Annotated in this window: 19 protein-coding genes; 2 read left to right on the forward strand and 17 right to left on the reverse strand. The window is 36.1% G+C overall.

The annotated features are described in order from the left end of the window. Positions 1-114: 114 nt before the first annotated feature. The 16 genes from K0R77_RS15590 to K0R77_RS15665 form a co-directional block, all read right to left on the reverse strand. A complete protein-coding gene (locus tag K0R77_RS15590; protein ID WP_300354386.1) occupies positions 115-1608 on the reverse strand; it encodes a NuoM family protein in 1494 nt (497 codons plus the stop codon). Next, complete coding sequence (nuoL, locus tag K0R77_RS15595; RefSeq protein WP_300354389.1) at positions 1608-3521, reverse strand: NADH-quinone oxidoreductase subunit L; 1914 nt, start codon at positions 3519-3521, stop codon at positions 1608-1610. The genes K0R77_RS15590 and nuoL overlap by 1 nt, the downstream gene beginning before the upstream one ends. A gap of 3 nt (positions 3522-3524) precedes the next feature. After that, entirely contained in the window at positions 3525-3854 is a 330-nt protein-coding gene (gene nuoK, locus K0R77_RS15600) for an NADH-quinone oxidoreductase subunit NuoK (protein WP_047447237.1), read from the reverse strand. Positions 3855-3857: 3 nt separating this feature from the next. Then, complete coding sequence (locus K0R77_RS15605; protein WP_047447235.1) at positions 3858-4355, reverse strand: NADH-quinone oxidoreductase subunit J; 498 nt, start codon at positions 4353-4355, stop codon at positions 3858-3860. Next, the gene (locus K0R77_RS15610; protein WP_076452809.1) at positions 4355-4912 is read right to left on the reverse strand and encodes an NADH-quinone oxidoreductase subunit I; all 558 of its coding nucleotides are present in this window, start codon (positions 4910-4912) and stop codon (positions 4355-4357) included. The genes K0R77_RS15605 and K0R77_RS15610 overlap by 1 nt, the downstream gene beginning before the upstream one ends. Positions 4913-4988: 76 nt before the next feature. Continuing rightward, on the reverse strand, positions 4989-6050 hold the full coding sequence (gene nuoH / locus K0R77_RS15615; RefSeq protein ID WP_047447228.1) for an NADH-quinone oxidoreductase subunit NuoH: 1062 nt from the start codon (positions 6048-6050) through the stop codon (positions 4989-4991). A gap of 73 nt (positions 6051-6123) precedes the next feature. Then, positions 6124-7122 carry a 2Fe-2S iron-sulfur cluster-binding protein gene (locus tag K0R77_RS15620; protein WP_300354404.1) on the reverse strand — a complete coding sequence of 333 codons (999 nt, stop codon included), beginning with the start codon at positions 7120-7122 and terminating at the stop codon, positions 6124-6126. A 56-nt stretch (positions 7123-7178) separates the two neighbouring features. Continuing rightward, complete coding sequence (locus tag K0R77_RS15625; RefSeq protein ID WP_300354470.1) at positions 7179-7985, reverse strand: hypothetical protein; 807 nt, start codon at positions 7983-7985, stop codon at positions 7179-7181. Positions 7986-8030: 45 nt separating this feature from the next. After that, complete coding sequence (nuoF, locus tag K0R77_RS15630) at positions 8031-9386, reverse strand: NADH-quinone oxidoreductase subunit NuoF (protein ID WP_300354407.1); 1356 nt, start codon at positions 9384-9386, stop codon at positions 8031-8033. A 124-nt stretch (positions 9387-9510) separates the two neighbouring features. Continuing rightward, entirely contained in the window at positions 9511-10020 is a 510-nt protein-coding gene (nuoE, locus tag K0R77_RS15635) for an NAD(P)H-dependent oxidoreductase subunit E (RefSeq protein ID WP_300354410.1), read from the reverse strand. Positions 10021-10146: 126 nt separating this feature from the next. Next, the gene (gene nuoD / locus K0R77_RS15640) at positions 10147-11370 is read right to left on the reverse strand and encodes an NADH dehydrogenase (quinone) subunit D (RefSeq protein WP_300354413.1); all 1224 of its coding nucleotides are present in this window, start codon (positions 11368-11370) and stop codon (positions 10147-10149) included. 62 nt (positions 11371-11432) lie between these two features. Then, a complete protein-coding gene (locus K0R77_RS15645) occupies positions 11433-11927 on the reverse strand; it encodes an NADH-quinone oxidoreductase subunit C (RefSeq protein ID WP_300354416.1) in 495 nt (164 codons plus the stop codon). 5 nt (positions 11928-11932) lie between these two features. After that, positions 11933-12493 (reverse strand): NADH-quinone oxidoreductase subunit B, encoded by a 561-nt coding sequence (locus K0R77_RS15650; RefSeq protein WP_229985859.1) that lies wholly within the window; start codon positions 12491-12493, stop codon positions 11933-11935. Between the two features lie 102 nt (positions 12494-12595). After that, positions 12596-12967 (reverse strand): NADH-quinone oxidoreductase subunit A, encoded by a 372-nt coding sequence (locus K0R77_RS15655; protein WP_229985858.1) that lies wholly within the window; start codon positions 12965-12967, stop codon positions 12596-12598. Positions 12968-13088: 121 nt separating this feature from the next. Then, the gene (locus K0R77_RS15660; protein ID WP_300354425.1) at positions 13089-13265 is read right to left on the reverse strand and encodes a hypothetical protein; all 177 of its coding nucleotides are present in this window, start codon (positions 13263-13265) and stop codon (positions 13089-13091) included. Position 13266: 1 nt separating this feature from the next. Then, a complete protein-coding gene (locus K0R77_RS15665) occupies positions 13267-14391 on the reverse strand; it encodes a GTP cyclohydrolase (RefSeq protein WP_300354427.1) in 1125 nt (374 codons plus the stop codon). A 107-nt stretch (positions 14392-14498) separates the two neighbouring features. Here K0R77_RS15665 and K0R77_RS15670 point away from each other — a divergent pair, with 107 nt between their 5' ends. Together K0R77_RS15670 and K0R77_RS15675 are read left to right on the forward strand one after the other, a co-directional pair. Next, complete coding sequence (locus tag K0R77_RS15670) at positions 14499-15188, forward strand: zinc metallopeptidase (protein WP_300354430.1); 690 nt, start codon at positions 14499-14501, stop codon at positions 15186-15188. Between the two features lie 536 nt (positions 15189-15724). Next, the gene (locus tag K0R77_RS15675; RefSeq protein WP_300354433.1) at positions 15725-16444 is read left to right on the forward strand and encodes a hypothetical protein; all 720 of its coding nucleotides are present in this window, start codon (positions 15725-15727) and stop codon (positions 16442-16444) included. A 14-nt stretch (positions 16445-16458) separates the two neighbouring features. Here K0R77_RS15675 and K0R77_RS15680 read toward each other — a convergent pair whose 3' ends face one another. After that, positions 16459-17064 (reverse strand): YigZ family protein, encoded by a 606-nt coding sequence (locus K0R77_RS15680; protein WP_300354436.1) that lies wholly within the window; start codon positions 17062-17064, stop codon positions 16459-16461. Positions 17065-17073 lie beyond the last annotated feature (9 nt).

A 17073-nucleotide genomic window follows, 5' to 3' on the forward strand; every position in this document is an offset into this window, starting at 1 on the left:
GTTTATTTAAGATTTAAAGTTGTGAAAATACAGTCTCTAAAATCTTTAATTTATTATCTTTTCTCTTTAATCTTTACGCTCTCTGAATATTCTTAATCTTTTACTATTTAAATTTTAGTTAATCATTGAAGTATAAATAAACTTCAGTGAACTACTTACCATATCAATGACTGGCTGAGGAAAAACTCCCAATACAATTACAAATACTGCAATACTTGCCAATACCGAAAATTCTACTGCTGATAAATCTTTTGCTGTGCTTAAAACTGCATCGTCTCCCTGTCCGAACATTGCTTTTCCGTAGAATCTCAATAGATACACTGCACAAAGAATAACAGTAAGACCTGCAATTACTGAAGCCAATACGTTAAAATCAAAGATCGATTTAATCAAAATAAATTCTCCGATGAAACCATTCGTCAACGGAACGCCCATTGAACCTAATATGATAATCAGAAACAAAACGGCAAACTTCGGAGCGACTTTCGCCAAACCTCCCATCTGTCTGATGTCTCTTGATTTAAATCTTTTATATAAAATATCGGCACAGAAAAATAAACCTGCCACGTTGATCCCGTGAGCAAATGTCTGTACCAAAGCTCCTTCAGCTCCTTCAATCGTAAATGTTCCTCTTAAAGTAAGAACTGCGGATGAGAAAATACCTGCCACCATCAATCCAACGTGAGAAAAAGAAGAATACGCAATGATTCTCTTCATATCAGTCTGGATGATTGCAATCAATGCTCCATGTACAACTCCCACAATCGCCAAGATGATTACAATCTGTCCGGAAATTCCGAAAATTGCCGTGGGCGTAATCGGAATCAGATAACGAAGTACACCATAGATCGCCATTTTAAGCATAATCCCTGATAACAACATCGATCCCTGAGTAGGAGAGTAAGTATAGGTATCCGGCTGCCAAGTATGGAATGGGAAAACCGGAAGTTTTACTGCAAATGCAAAGAAAATAAACCAGAAAACAACGATCTGTTGAGTTTCGCCAAGGTCTGCGTTATACAAATCTGTTAAGGCAAATGATGCTGAATGATTGTAAACGTAGATTAAACCAGCCAACATAAATAAAGATCCTACGAAAGTATACACGAAGAATTTTGTAGTGAACTCCAGTCTTTTGTTTTCCTGACCCCAAAGTGCGGCGATAAACCAGATCGGAATCAAAGTTACTTCCCAGAAAATGTAGAACAACAATCCGTCTAAAGCGGTGAAAACACCAACCAATCCGAACTGCATTAGCAAAATCAGACCGTAGAAAGAATTTTTATAGCTTACATTTTCATTAAAAGACGATAAAATAATGATCGGCATTAAAATATTGGTCAACAATAAAAGAAGCAAGCTCATTCCGTCAATTCCGAAATGAAGTGTACTTTTTATAAATTGTGACCAAGGATAGTTGATCTCGTACTGCAATACGCTGTCTACGGTTGGATTAAAATCAAAATCCGAAACAACGTAAAATGTAAGCAGCATTTGAATCAAAGCAATTCCTAATGCCAAGTATTTACTGGAAGTATTCTTCCACGCAAAGACCAATCCCGAACCTACTAGAGGTAAAAGTAATAATGTTAATAGTAAATAAGACATTATTGTAATATAAAGTTAACAATCAGTATAATTCCCACAGCTAAAGACATAATCAGAATGTAGTTTTCTACATTTCCGTTCTGTATACGCTTCATCGATCTTCCGCTGTCTTCAGCGCCTTCTCCCACGTAGTCTACAAAACGATCCAGAACGCCTTTGTCAAACATTTTTCCGCCACGTCCCAGTCCTTCAACGGTTTTTACAATCAATGCATTGTAAAGTTCGTCAACATAAAGTTTCTTAGCAGAAAGTTTTTCCCATCCTGTATAATCGTCTTCAGCGATAGCTCTTTTTTTCTTATTTACATAAGTATTTTTCACGATAAACCAAACTGCAAAAAACATAGCAACAGTAGCTCCTAAAAGAATAAATTCAGTGCTTTCTGCTACTCCTGTAAGTGTAGTTTCCATTTGCTTAAAGCTTTCTTCTGTCAAAACAGGTTTCAGCCATTCCATTAATTTAGCATAATGACCGTGACCGATGAAGTGAGGAAGGTTAATGAAACCTCCAAGCACTGAAAGGACAGCCAAAACAATTAATGGTAAAGTCATGTTTAATGGACTTTCGTGTAAATGATGTTTCTGTTCTTCTGTACCTCTGAAATCTCCGTGGAAAGTCAGGTAATACAGTCTGAACATATAAGTTGCAGTAACAGCAGCTAAGATAAATAGCATCACCCAATAGATCGGGTTTTTAGCATAGGCTGCTACTAAAATTTCGTCTTTTGAAATCATCCCTGATAATAAAGGGAATCCTGAGATCGCTAAAGTCCCGATCAGGAAAGTAGCGTGAGTGATAGGAATATATTTTTTCAAACCTCCCATGAAACGCATATCCTGTTCATTGCTCATTGCGTGAATGACAGAACCCGCACCCAAGAATAACAAAGCTTTAAAGAAAGCATGTGTCATTACATGGAACATTGCCGTTGTATAAGCTCCCAAACCTAAAGCGATGAACATGAAACCCAATTGTGAAACTGTAGAATATGCCAATACTTTTTTGATGTCGTTTTGACGAAGCGCATAGAAACCTGCCAATGCTGCGGTTAAGAATCCGATTAATAAAATTCCGTCCTGAACGGTTGGCGCTAAAGTAAATAAGAAGTTGGATCTTACCACCAAATAAATACCTGCGGTTACCATCGTCGCCGCGTGGATCAACGCAGAAACCGGAGTCGGACCTGCCATTGCGTCGGGTAACCATGTATATAAAGGAACCTGAGCAGATTTTCCCGTAGCACCGATAAATAAACTCGCTGTGATAAAGATGATGATCGTTCCGTCTAATTCAAATTTCCCTGCGTTTTGAGCGACTGTTAAATAATCAACTGCATTTGTTTGAGAAGCAATCATAAAGATTCCGATCAACAAAGCAAGGTCACCAATTCTGTTCATGATGAAAGCTTTTCTTGCTGCTTTCCCATATTCTTCGTTCGTGTACCAGAAACCGATCAGTAAGTAAGAACACAAACCTACACCTTCCCATCCAATGAATAAGATTAGGTAGTTGCTTCCCATTACCAAAAGTAACATCGAGAAGATAAACAGATTTAAGTAAGTGAAAAACTTATAGAAACCTTTATCATGACTCATATATCCGATAGAGTAGAGGTGAATCAAAGACCCGATTCCTGTGATAATCATTACCATCATCAATGACAGCTGATCAATCTGGAAACCAAAGTTAATCTGAATTCCGTTCACTCTGAACCATTCAAAAGCTTTTACGATCACGGGCTGGCTTTCAGAATCGAAATTCAGAAATAAGCTTACCGCAATACAGAAAGATCCGAAAACAGCAATGGTTGCCAAGCTTCCAACAACTATTTTTGGAAGATTTTTTCCGAATAAACCGTTAATAAGAAAACCTAAAAGTGGTAAAAGTATTATTGCATAGACTAAATTCTCCATTCTTTATCCTCTTAATTTATTAAATATACTTACATCCACAGAACGGGTATTTCTATATAGCATCGCAATAATTGCCAATCCTACAGCAACTTCTGCAGCAGCAACCACCATAATGAAGAAAACTAAAAGTTGTCCGTCACTGTTCCCGTTGTATGCCGAAAATGCAGCCAACAAAAGGTTCACAGAATTAAGCATAAGCTCCACACAACCCAAAATTACAATCGCGTTTTTTCTCAGCAATACTCCCAAAACCCCAAGACAGAACAATACTGACGAAAGGATGATGAAATATTCCAAAGGGACGCTTTGCATAAAAGTATTTACTTCTCCCATAATTTATAAATCTTTTTTACCGATTAATACCGCACCTACAATCCCTGCTAAAATCAGGATGGAAGCAAGCTCAAACGGCAAAACATATTCGTTGAATAAAAGTCTTCCCAGATTCTTTGTAAGACCAACGCCTTTATCTACATTTTCTACCACTACATGTTGTTCCTGAACCCCTCTGAAAACACCTAAAACCCCAATCAACAAAAGACCTGCTGTAAAAACTCCGACAAACTTTAAAGTATTGTTCTTCTTACTTTCGTCTTCTTTATTAAGGTTAAGCATCATTAAAATATAAAGGAATAGAACCATGATTGCACCTGCATAAACGATGATCTGTATGATGGCCAGGAACTGAGCATTCAGAAGAATGTACATTCCGGCGATTGAAAACATTGTAACAATTAATGACAGAATAGCGTAGAGAGGATTTCTCGCAAATACGAAATAAACCGCACTTGACACTGCTAAAAACGCCACCAAGAAAAATAAAAACTGATCCATTATTTTACCGCATTTTTTTGTTTCTCGGACTGTCTTTCTGTGATGTCAATCCTTTCATTAATTTTTTCAACCAATTTATCTTTTCCATAAATGAAAGAACCTCTGTTGGTTTCTACATCCACCAAACGGTCTGTAAGATAAATTGCAGATTTCGGGCAAGCTTCTTCACACATTCCGCAGAAAATACATCTCAACATGTTGATTTCATATACTGACGCATATTTTTCTTCTCTGTAAAGATCTTTTTCTTCTCTTGTTCTTTCTGAAGCCGTCATTGTAATTGCTTCGGCAGGACATGCCACTGCGCACAAACCACAAGCTGTACATCTTTCTCTGCCTTCTTCATCTCTTTTCAGAACGTGCTGACCTCTCCAGATATCTGCTCTCGGTTTTTGTACTTCCGGATAAGAATAAACATTCGGAGCACGTTTTACAACGGTTCTCACAGCATGCTTAAAAGTGATCCCCATTCCCTTGAAAATCGCCGGAAGGTAGATTTTCTCAGAAAAGGTCATCTCTTTATTTGAAACAACTTTTGATCTGTTTGTAAGTTTCATTTATTTATAGATATTAGATGTTAGACATTAGATTTTAGACTAATCTTGTCTTTTATCTTAATTTATATTCAATTTTTTAATTTCCAAAAGCTAAAATTACAGCTCCTGTAATCATCAGGTTAACCAATGCCAATGGAATTAATGTTTTCCATCCTAAGTGCATCAACTGGTCATATCTGAATCTCGGAAGTGTCCATCTGATCCACATAAAGATCAAAATTCCGACAACCGTTTTCGTTAAAAATGCTACGATGCTTAAAATTCCTGCTGCATTTTCTCCCCAGTTCTGAGTAACCCACTCAATTCCCGGATAGTTGTATCCTCCGAAGAAAAGAACAACGATAAATGCATTTGAAATAAACATGTTCACATATTCACCAAACATATACAATCCTAATTTCATTGAAGAATATTCTGTAGAATATCCTGTTACCAGTTCAGATTCACATTCAGGTAAATCGAAAGGGTGACGGTTGGTTTCTGCCAAAGCCGATACAAAGAAAATTAAAAATGCTAAAGGTTGGTAAAGTATATTCCAGTTTAATCCGTCTATCTCAAAAAGACCCCAGATTTTCCCTGAAGTCTGAGTTTCGGTAATTACTTTTAAATCTAAACTTCCTGTCATCATGATGATAGAAAGCAGAGCAAGACCCATCGCCAATTCGTAAGAAATCATTTGCGAAGAAGCACGAATTGCACCTAATAATGAATATTTGTTGTTGGAAGCCCAGCCTCCGATCATAATTCCGTAAACTCCAATAGAAGCCATACCGATAATGAACAGTACACCTACATCAATATTAGCTACCTGTAAATCGAAAGATTCACCACCAATGTTCAACGTTTTACCCCAAGGAATCACCGCTCCGGTAATCAATGAAATAAACATTACCAATGCAGGTCCCAATACAAAAAGGAATCTTTCTGCATTTTGCGGAGTAAAATCTTCTTTAAAGAAAAATTTCCCACCATCTGCAAGAGGCTGCAATAAACCGAATGGTCCAGATCTGTTTGGTCCGATTCTGTCCTGCATAATTGCCGCCACTTTTCTTTCTGCCCAAGTAGAATAGGCTGCTATCGTTAATGATAACAGGAAAAGCGCCAGTACAAGTATTAATTTAAATGTAAGTAAATCCATTCTAAATTTTAGATTTTAGATTTTAGATTATAAATTCATTTAAAATTTACAATCTAAAATTTATAATTTATTGTTATTTTTCGTCTTTTTCGCTGATTTCTTTTGCCATCGGATTGTCTAAAACTCTCAATTCGTCTTTAGGTTTCTCGTAGTGGTTTAATGAAATAACAGAATGTCTGTCGATATGTCTAGGACCTTCAATGTTCCAGTCTGATAAATTTTTTCTTTCGAAACGACAAGTGTCACAGATGAATTCTTCAACTTCTCCCCACTGATCTTTTCTTGCGGTAACTCTTACCACTTCATCACCTTTCAAATATACAGTAGTTTTACCGGAACATTTATCACATTTACAAGAAGCATTCATTGGTTTTGTAAACCAAACTCTGCTTGCGAAACGTGCAGTTCTGTCAGTCAATGCTCCAACCGGACAAACGTCAATTACGTTTCCGATAAAGTCATTATCCAAAGCTTTATTTAAATAAGTAGAAATTTCAGCATGATCTCCTCTGAATAAAATTCCGTGCTCACGCTCACCAGTCAATTGATTGGCCGCCAAAACGCATCTTGCACACAAGATACAACGGTTCATATTCAATTTGATGTGTGGACCTAAGTCGTCAGCTTCGTATGTATTTCGCTTAAATTCTGTTCTTGTTTCAAGATTTCCGTGTTCGTAGCCTAAATCCTGAAGATGACATTCACCTGCCTGATCACAAACCGGGCAATCTAATGGGTGATTTACCAACAAAAATTCAGTAACTGCTTTACGGCCTTCCTGTGCTTTATCAGAAGAAAGGTTTTTCACTTCCATTCCGTCCATCACATTTGTTCTGCAGCTTGCTACCAATTTCGGCATAGGACGCGGATCAGCTTCTGAACCTTTAGAAACCTCTACCAAACATGTTCTGCATCTTCCTCCACTGGTTTCCAATTTGCTGTAGTAGCACATTGCTGGGGGCACAGATTTTCCGCCTATTTGTCTTGCTGCTTCCAAAATGGAAGTTCCAGGCAAAACTTCAGCAGTCTGTCCGTCTATCGTTATCTTGAATTTCTTAACCTCTTCGCTCATATTCTTTCGCTTTATAATGCGTTAAGCAATAGTTCTTTTTTATTAATTAAATCAAATTACTTTGATCTTTTTGTCGTATTAAATGTATATCCTATTCCAAAATTCACCTGTGCATAGGTAAAATCCTGTGAAGCTTTATCAGGCTTGTTATTAAGAGTAGTTTTAATATCCGGCATATTGATATAACCCAGCTTTCCTTCCGCCTGCAATACAATATGTTTAATGATAACTAAACTTAAAGCAGCTCTCGCATCCAATCCAAATCCTGCCAAATGGAATCTGTCACTTCTTTCATTTCCCATCAACTGAACGTTAGATTTTGGTAGTAATGCGCCTAATCCACCTCCATAACTCGCAAAAATAACAATATGTTTTTTATTTAAAACATTATGATATTTCTGAGCTCCAATATTGATATAATTAAGACCATCTGTGTGTTCGAATGTTAAAAATTCTCCACTGTTCAGATCTACTTGTCCATTATTTACCATTCCTGCATATTTGGGATCATTGATGTATCCTTTTAAATTTACAGTCTGGTTTTGATCCATCACATATTTCATATGATCCATTCCCAAAGTAATTCCTAAATTATCTTTCGGAAAATAAGTAATTCTATAATTAACCTGAGGAATTGTTATACTTCCCGGATTAAAATAGGTTCCCCAATCAAATTTGGTCTGCCTGTCATTCGCCACTACATTATCCAATTGAAAATCATATCCGTCACCTTTAAAGTGAATATCTGATTTTGAATATTTGGCATTATTCCATCCCCAAAACACTAAGAAGCTTCCTTTTTTGAAAACTCTATTGTTTTCCTCCTGTTGTTGTCCTTTTAAATTAACTGAACTGAATCCGATCAATAATAAAAGAACGATTATATTTTTCAATTTTTTGAGACTCTATTAATTACTTGTTGCAACTGGGATAGGGTCTGCATAATTGGCCAATCCGTAGTTTTGAGTTTGACTTAATTCAGGATTTTTTACATGCCATTCAAATTCATCTCTAAAATGACGAATCGCTGCTGCAACAGGCCACGCTGCCGCATCGCCCAATGGACAAATGGTATTTCCTTCGATTTTTCTCTGGATATCCCAAAGTAAATCGATGTCTTCCATTTTTCCTTCTCCTTTCTCTATTTTCTTTAAAATCTTATGCATCCAACCCGTTCCTTCACGGCAAGGGGTACACTGTCCGCAACTTTCATGGTGATAAAATCTCGCCAAAGTCATAGTGTGTTCTACGATACACTGGTCTTCATCCAAAACGATAAAACCTCCTGAACCCATCATTGTTCCGGTAGCAAAACCTCCGTCAGCAAGAGATTCATAGTTCATATATCTTGGTTCACCGTTTACAGTTTTCAATAATAAATTTGCCGGAACAATAGGAACAGAACTTCCTCCGGGAATACAAGCTTTCAGCTTTTTACCGTTTGGAATTCCACCACAATATTCATCAGAGTAAATGAATTCTTCAACCGTAATGGTCATGTCGATTTCGTAAACTCCTGGCTTATTGATATTTCCGCAAGCAGAAATTAATTTTGTACCTGTGGATCTTCCAACACCGATTTTAGCATATTCTGCACCTGTAATATCTATAATAGGAACAATAGCTGCGATAGATTCAACGTTATTGACAACCGTTGGTCTTTCCCAAAGTCCTTTTACAGCTGGGAAAGGTGGTTTTAATCTTGGATTTCCTCTTTTACCTTCTAGAGATTCAAGCAAAGCAGTCTCTTCACCGCAGATATAAGCTCCACCACCTCTCTGAACGTAAATTTCGCAATCGAAACCAGTTCCCAAGATGTTTTTACCTAAAAATCCTGCTGCTTTAGCTTCTTCAATCGCCTCTTCCAAAATATCAGGAATCCATGAATATTCTCCACGGATGTAGATATAAGAAACATTGGAACCCAAAGTATAAGATGAAATCAGCATTCCCTCAATCAAAAGATGAGGAAGAAATTCCATCAGATATCTGTCTTTGAAAGTTCCCGGTTCAGATTCATCTGCATTCACTACCAAGTGTCTTGGAACGCCCTCCGGTTTTGCCAGAAAGCTCCACTTCATTCCTGTTGGGAAACCTGCACCACCACGTCCACGAAGACCTGAAACTTTTACTTCTTCAAGAATTTCTTCGGGGGTCATTTTCAAGGCTTTTTCTGCTGCAGTGTAACCTCCCTGTTTACGGTAAGTTTCAAAGTAGCGGATACCTTCTATATGTGCGTCTTTAAGTAAAAGTTTTTTACTCATTTTTATTTGCTTATTGCAATTGGCTTTTGCACTTCGATAAGCTCAATGTGACAGCTTTTTGCATTAATTATTATTAAAACTTTAATTCAATTTAAAATCTAAAATCTAGAATTTAAAATTTTGATTAGTCCAAAGCAAGTTGTCCTTCTCTGCAAAGATCAAGGATTTCGTCTACTTTTTCTATGGTTAAATTTTCGTGAAAGAATTTCCCAAGCTGCATCATCGGAGCATATCCGCATGCACCCAAACATTCCGCAGGTTTTAATGTAAACATACCGTCTGCAGTGGTTTCACCGTCTTTAATATTCAGCTTAGTTCTGATGTGATCTAATATTTTTTCGCTTCCACGAACCATGCAAGGTCCGGTTCTGCAAACTTCCAAAACATATTTACCAACAGGTTTCATATTGAACATCGTATAGAAAGTTGCAACTTCATATACTTCAATTGGCTTAATGCTCAATAATTCAGCAACATAATCCATCACAGGAACGTCTAACCAACCTCCGAATTCCTTCTGTGCCAAATGAAGCACAGGAAGAAGAGCAGATTTTTGTCTTCCTTCAGGATATCTTGCCATGATTTTATGGACCTGCTGTAAACTTTCCGGTTTAAAAGCTATTGTTTCGCTCATTTTATTAATATAGATTAAAGAACAAAGAATCAAGAGAAAAGACTATTTGATTCGTGATCTAAATTCAATTTTATTTATTTGAAGAAAGTCTTTATTCTTTCTTCTTTTATCTTTTTGTCTATTCTATTAGGCGTCTAATTCTCCCGCAATGATATTCATACTACACATCGTTACAATCGCATCAGAAATTACAGAACCTGTAATCATTTCAGGATAAGCCTGATAATAAATGAAACATGGTCTTCTGAAGTGCAATCTGTAAGGTGTTCTTCCACCATCGCTTACTAAATAGAATCCTAATTCTCCGTTTCCGCCTTCTACTGCATGGTAAACTTCTCCTTTCGGAACATCAGTTTCTCCCATTACAATTTTGAAATGGTAAATTAAAGCTTCCATCTTCTGATAAACATCTGCCTTTTCAGGAAGATAGAAATCAGGAACATCTGCGTGGAAAGGTCCTTCTGGAAGATTATCGTAAGCCTGGTTGATGATTTTTAATGATTCCCAGATTTCCTGTTGGCGAACCATAAATCTGTCATAAGTATCACCTGCAGTTCCTACAGGAATAATGAAGTCAAAATCTTCGTAAGAAGAATAAGGTTCTGCAACTCTTACATCATAATCTACACCTGCTGCACGTAAATTAGGACCTGTAAAACCATAGCTTAATGCACGCTCAGCTGAGATAGCCCCTGCACCAATGGTTCTATCCATAAAAATTCTGTTTCTTTCTAACAACTGACCGAATTCTGCAAATCTTGCCGGGAAAGTTTTTAAGAAATCTTTCAGTAATTCATGGAATTTTGGAGTGAAATCTCTTTCAAAACCTCCGATTCTTCCCATATTGGTTGTCATTCTCGCACCGCAAATCTGCTCGTACATATCATAAATACGCTCTCTTTCGATGAACATATAAGTCAATCCTGTAATTGCACCTGCATCCATCCCGGTTACCCCGTTACAGATCAAGTGGTCACCGATTCTTGCCAATTCCATTAAAATAACGCGCATATAGTCTACACGCTTCGGAACTTTGATACCGATCAGCTTTTCAACCGTCATGTGCCATCCTAAGTTATTGATAGGAGCAGAACAGTAGTTCATACGGTCTGTAAGGGTAGTGATCTGAGAATAGTTTCTTCTTTCAGAAATTTTCTCAAAAGCTCTGTGGATATAACCAACCGTCTGCTCAGCATGAAGGATTCTTTCTCCATCCATCGTCAACACATTCTGGAAAATACCATGTGTTGCAGGGTGAGTAGGTCCTAAATTGAGGGTGTATAACTGCCCGTCAATCTGTTCTTTACTGTCGTGTTGGTTAAGTATATTAGATAATGAGTTATCTTTCATAATATTTGCTTTTAGCTATTTGCTTCTGGCTATTGGCTAATTGCCATCCGCCATTGGCTATATTATCTTCCGAACATTGCATCGTCCTTGTCTGTTCTTGTGCCATCCTCCAGACGATATTCTTTCAACATAGGGTGGTATCCAAGATCTTCCATATTTAAAATAGGTCTCAGATCCGGATGTCCTTTAAATTTAATTCCGTAGAAATCAAAAGTTTCTCTTTCCATCCAGTTTGCACCTGCATACAATTCAGTCAGAGAATCTACCTCGATATTTTCTCTTGACATGAAAATCTTTAAACGCAATCTGAAATTAGTCATCATGTTTTGTAAATGATACACAACACCGATTTCTTTATCTGGAAATTCAGGATAATGAATTCCACAAACATCAGTAAGGAAATTGATTTCTAAAGATGAATCTTTCAGATAATGAATGACTTTTTTAATATCTTCTTTTTTAATTTCAATTGTCAGCATTCCGTAAGGTTCTGAACTTGAAATTACAGTTTCAGGAAATTCTCTCGTAATTGCTTCTAATACAAATTCGTTCGTCATTTCTCTTAGTTGCTAATGTTATAAGAGTCTAGTAAATGCTGATATTCTGGTGCGTCTCTTCTTCTTAGACTTTCGCTTTCTGCCAAAGCCTGAACCTGCATTACACCTTCAATAATCTGCTCCGGTCTTGGCGGGCATCCAGGAACATAAACGTCTACAGGAATGATTTTGTCAATCCCCTGTAAAACAGAATAACTATCGAAAATACCACCGCTTGAAGCACATGCTCCAACAGCTACAACCCATTTTGGCTCAGCCATTTGAGTATAAACTTCTTTCAATACAGGTCCTAATTTTTTAGAAATAGTTCCGCAAACCATCAGCATATCTGCCTGTCTTGGTGAGAAAGAGTTTCTTTCCATACCAAATCTCGAAGCATCATAAGTAGGGTTTAACGTTGCCATAAATTCGATACCACAACAAGAGGTTGCAAACGGTAAAGGCCAAAGTGAAAACTTTCTTGCCATCCCGATTACGCTACTTAGCTTCGTTGCGAAAAAACCTTCTCCTTCAAATCCTTCGGGAGCTGGTGCATCTGTTCTTATAATTGGTTTTTGATCTGACATTTTGTTGATTTTTAAGATTCTAATTTAGATTCTAAATTACGGTTAATGTTAACCTTAATTCAATTGTGTTTATCTAAATCTCTTATTTAAAATGATGATTGATTATTTATCCCAGTCTAATGCTCCACGTTTCCAAACATAGAAAAATGCAAGGAAGAAAATAGCTACGAACATTAGCACTGCAAAAAATCCTTCCATTCCGAATTCTCTGAAGTTAACTGCATATGGATAAAAGAATACGATTTCGATATCAAACAGCACAAAAAGTACTGCTGTTAAGAAATATTTGATAGAGAATGGAGTTCTTGCATTTCCTTCAACAGGAATACCACATTCCCAGCTTGAGTTCTTCACAGAATTCCCTTTTTTTTGCTGTGGACCCAAAAAATGAGCGCCTAATAAAGAAATGGCAACAAAACCAATGGCTACACCGGCTTGTATGAGTATCGGAATATAACTTTCAGGTAAATTCATTTTTACATTATTATCTCAAGTTGCAAATTTAGGCAATAAACAATAAAGCATGAAATTAATCAACTTAAAAGTCTGATGAAATTGAGGAAAACCGATAATTTAGAATCAATAAAAATAGTGCTTATTTCTTCATTTTTTTAAGTAAAGCAAACGCCATGAAAGCGATGTAACCAAAAAGCACGCTCGCATAAAGTATATTAATGATGGTATTAAGCCGGTCATCTTCCGCTTTGAAAAGCATATTATAAGAGATAAACCCTGCAATCAGGACGGCAAAAAATATGAGATGTACTTTCATGCTAAAACTTTAATGAATACGTTCTTCTTCTTTTGTGATTCACAGGATTGTAATCCTGCCAAAGAACCTGCACGCTTTTGTTTTCTTCCAGTTCCGGGTTTGTTTCTGCGAAATCGATACCCATATTATTGAAACGCACGAAAATTTCTTTAAAAATAATAGCGGTTACACCACGTCTCTGATATTCAGGATGAATTCCGATTAAATAAAAATTAGCACGGTCGTTTTTTTTCTGAGCCTGCATAAAATGCCACCATCCAAAAGGGAAAAGTTTGCCTTTTGCTTTTTGCAATGCTTTAGAATATGAAGGCATGGTCACGGCGAAAGAAACCAACTCGTCATGCTCGTCAACCACGCAGATAACGTAGTTCTTGGCAATCATCGGGAAAAATTTTTCTTTATAGGTTTTTATCTGTTCTTCGGAAATAGGCGTGTAAGTTGAAAGGTGCTTGTAAGTTTCGTCGAGCAACTTAAACATAGGTTTTACGTAAGGTAAAATCTCTTCTTTGTTTTTGAAATCTAAAACTCGCAGATTATATTTTTCAGCAATCAGCTTACTGAATTTTTCTACTTTTGGAGGAAGAACTTTTGGGAAATTCATTTCAAATTCTACCCATTCTTTTTCTTTTACAAGTCCGAGATTTTCAATGTGTTTTGGGTAATATTCATGATTGTAAATTCCGATCATTGTGGCAATCTTTTCAAAACCGAAAGTCAGCATTCCTGCCTTATCAAGATTGGTGAATCCCATCGGTCCTTCAATATTGTCGATCCTGTGTTCTTTGGCATAATTGATTACAGTGTCAATTAATGCTTTTGAAACTTCCTGATCATCAATAAAATCAATCCATCCGAAACGAACTTTTCTGATGCCAAGTTCTTTTTCTTCTTTATGATTAATCATTACCGCGATTCTCCCAACTAATTTATTGTTTTTCCATGCTAAAAACTGCTTTGCTTCAGAATATTGCAATGCGGGATTTTCCTGAGGATTCCACACATTTATTTCGTCTTTTATAAATGATGGAACGTAATAGGGATTGTTTTTATACAGATCCATCGGGAATCTCACAAATTGTTTTAATTCGTTAGGTGTTTTTACTTCAAGAATTGAAACTTCTGACATAGTATTTTAGGGTAATTTCTACCACAAATATAATTAATAATTGTTAATACTTTGGCACAATTATTACATCCCTTAATAGAATTATTATATATAAAATTTCAGAAAAAATGACAGGTTATTATCTTATTATAGGAATCTCGATGCTTGTAAGCTGGCTGGTTTCCTCAAGATTGAAATCTAAATTTGAGTATTACTCTAACGTACATCTTAGAAATGGACTTTCAGGAAAAGAAGTGGCAGAAAAAATGTTGAGAGATAACGGAATCAATGATGTACAAGTGATATCGGTTCCCGGACAATTGACAGATCATTATAATCCCGCAGATAAAACAGTAAACCTTTCGGAAGGTGTTTACATGCAGAGAAATGCCGCGGCGGCGGCGGTTGCGGCTCACGAATGTGGTCATGCGGTACAGCATGCAGTTGGTTATTCGATGTTGCAATTAAGATCAAAATTGGTTCCGGTTGTAAACATCAGCTCAAATTTGATGCAGTTTGTACTTATTGGAGGTATTGTTCTGATGGCTGCAAGCGGAAATAAAATACTTCTATTGATAGGAGTTATCATGTTTGCAATAACAACACTTTTTGCATTTATAACACTTCCGGTAGAATATGATGCAAGCAACAGAGCAATGAAGTGGTTGAAAGATACAGGAACAGTAACATCAGAAGAATTTGTTGGAGTGAAAGACAGTCTGACTTGGGCGGCAAGAACTTATCTTGTAGCTGCAATCGGTTCTCTGGCTCAACTTCTTTACTTTGCATCACTTTTAATGGGCGGTCGCAGAGATTAGAATTTAATCTTTAAAATCAAAAAATTATATTGCATCTCAGAAAGTTTTCTGGGATGTTTTTTGTTTAATTCAAAATTTTCTAATCAACTCAAATGAATTTGATATTTTTGTTAATATCAAAAAAAACTTGAATGTATCAGAAAAAAGTATTAATGTCAGAAAATCAACAGATTAAATATCTAATCAAAGTTATTGCTCTTGTCTGGTTTGTTACAAAAATATGGAGTTATAAGACATGGGTTGCAGAAAGAATTTATCCTGTAATACCTCCGTTTGATTTTTTAAAATACATTCCGGATTCTTTACATTTAATTATATTCGGGCTATCTCTTTTAAATTTATTGTTGATCGTATTTCTTAGAGTAAATAGATTGCTATTGATTTCTCTTTTTTTATTTGAATTTCTGAGTTGCTTATTAGATACAGTAAGATGGCAACCTTGGGAATATATGTACTTGTGTATGCTTGCGGTCATAATTATTAATTTTTCAAGACCTAAAAATATCATTTTTCTTTTTCACTTATTATTAGTGTCAATGTACTTGTTTAGTGGTCTTCACAAATTCAATCGAAGTTTTCTATCTACTTTCTGGATGGATGAGATTCTGAAAGATTTTTTTGGTCTGTCATTAGAAATTATTTTAAAATTCAAACTCTTTTTTGCAGGATTGCTGATTCCTGTAATTGAAGTGTTACTGGCAATTTCACTTCTTGTCTCAAAATCTAAAAGGAAAATAAGTTTACTTTTAATTATAATGCATATCTGCATTTTAATTCTAATCGGACCTTTTGGTTTAAACTATAATTCGGTAATTTGGTTTTGGAATTTTACTTTGATCTTTATTCTGTTTCTCCTGTATGCTTTACCGGTAGAGAAAACAGATAGTAAAATGATTTTGAATAATTCTTATTGGCTTATTTTATGGTTTATCATGCCGATATTCAGTTTTTTTGGAAATTGGTATCAGTATTTTTCATTTAATCTGTATTCGGGTAAAGGGTATCAAATGTATATCTGTGTCAACAATGACAATTATGAATTGAAACCTTATCTGGAGCCTGTAGATGGTAAGTTATGCAAAGACAAGCCTTATCTGAATTTGCAAAATTGGGCAATGTCTGAAATCAAATCAGCTCCATTTCCGGACATTGAGGTTTATCAAAAAATAGGGATAGGAATGAAGAAAAAATATGGTAATAAAAATGTTAAAATTTTTCTGCATAATACAGAGACAAGGAAGACTATAGAATTATAGAGATATATAGCTTCTTATTCTATAAATTTATATTTCACATTTTGCATTTCAGATAATTTTTCTGAGATATTTTCTTTTTGTGCAGTTTTCAGTAAAGCAGTCAGAATACAGTTTTCATGAGCATCAAAGTTCAGGACTTTTGCATCAAACTTTGATAGAAGCGTAAAAATGACATTTTGCTGATTAAAGTTAAACTGAATTTCAATTTCCATTTCCAGTTCTTTGGTGATGATTTCGGCTTCTTCCAGAGTAATTTTCGCTGATTCTTTATACGCTTTTACCAAACCGGAAACTCCCAGTTTTGTTCCTCCATAATATCTTACACTAATGACCAGAACATTGGTGATCTCATTGGCTAAAAGTTGATTGTAAATCGGCAATCCTGCACTTCCGGAAGGTTCTCCGTCATCGTTGGCACGGTAATTTTCTCCGTTGAGCCCCATTCTGAAAGCATAGCAATGATGTGTCGCTTTGGGGTGTTCTGATCTTACTTTCTCCAAAGCACTTTTCAGCTCACTTTCATTATTGACAGGGAAGGCAAATCCGATAAACTTACTTCCTTTTTCTTTGAGAAGTGTATTTTCAACGGGCTTTTCAATGGTCTTATATTCGTGCAGCATTGGGTTCAG

This window comes from Chryseobacterium sp., assembly GCF_029240215.1.
Lineage (GTDB): Bacteria > Bacteroidota > Bacteroidia > Flavobacteriales > Weeksellaceae > Chryseobacterium.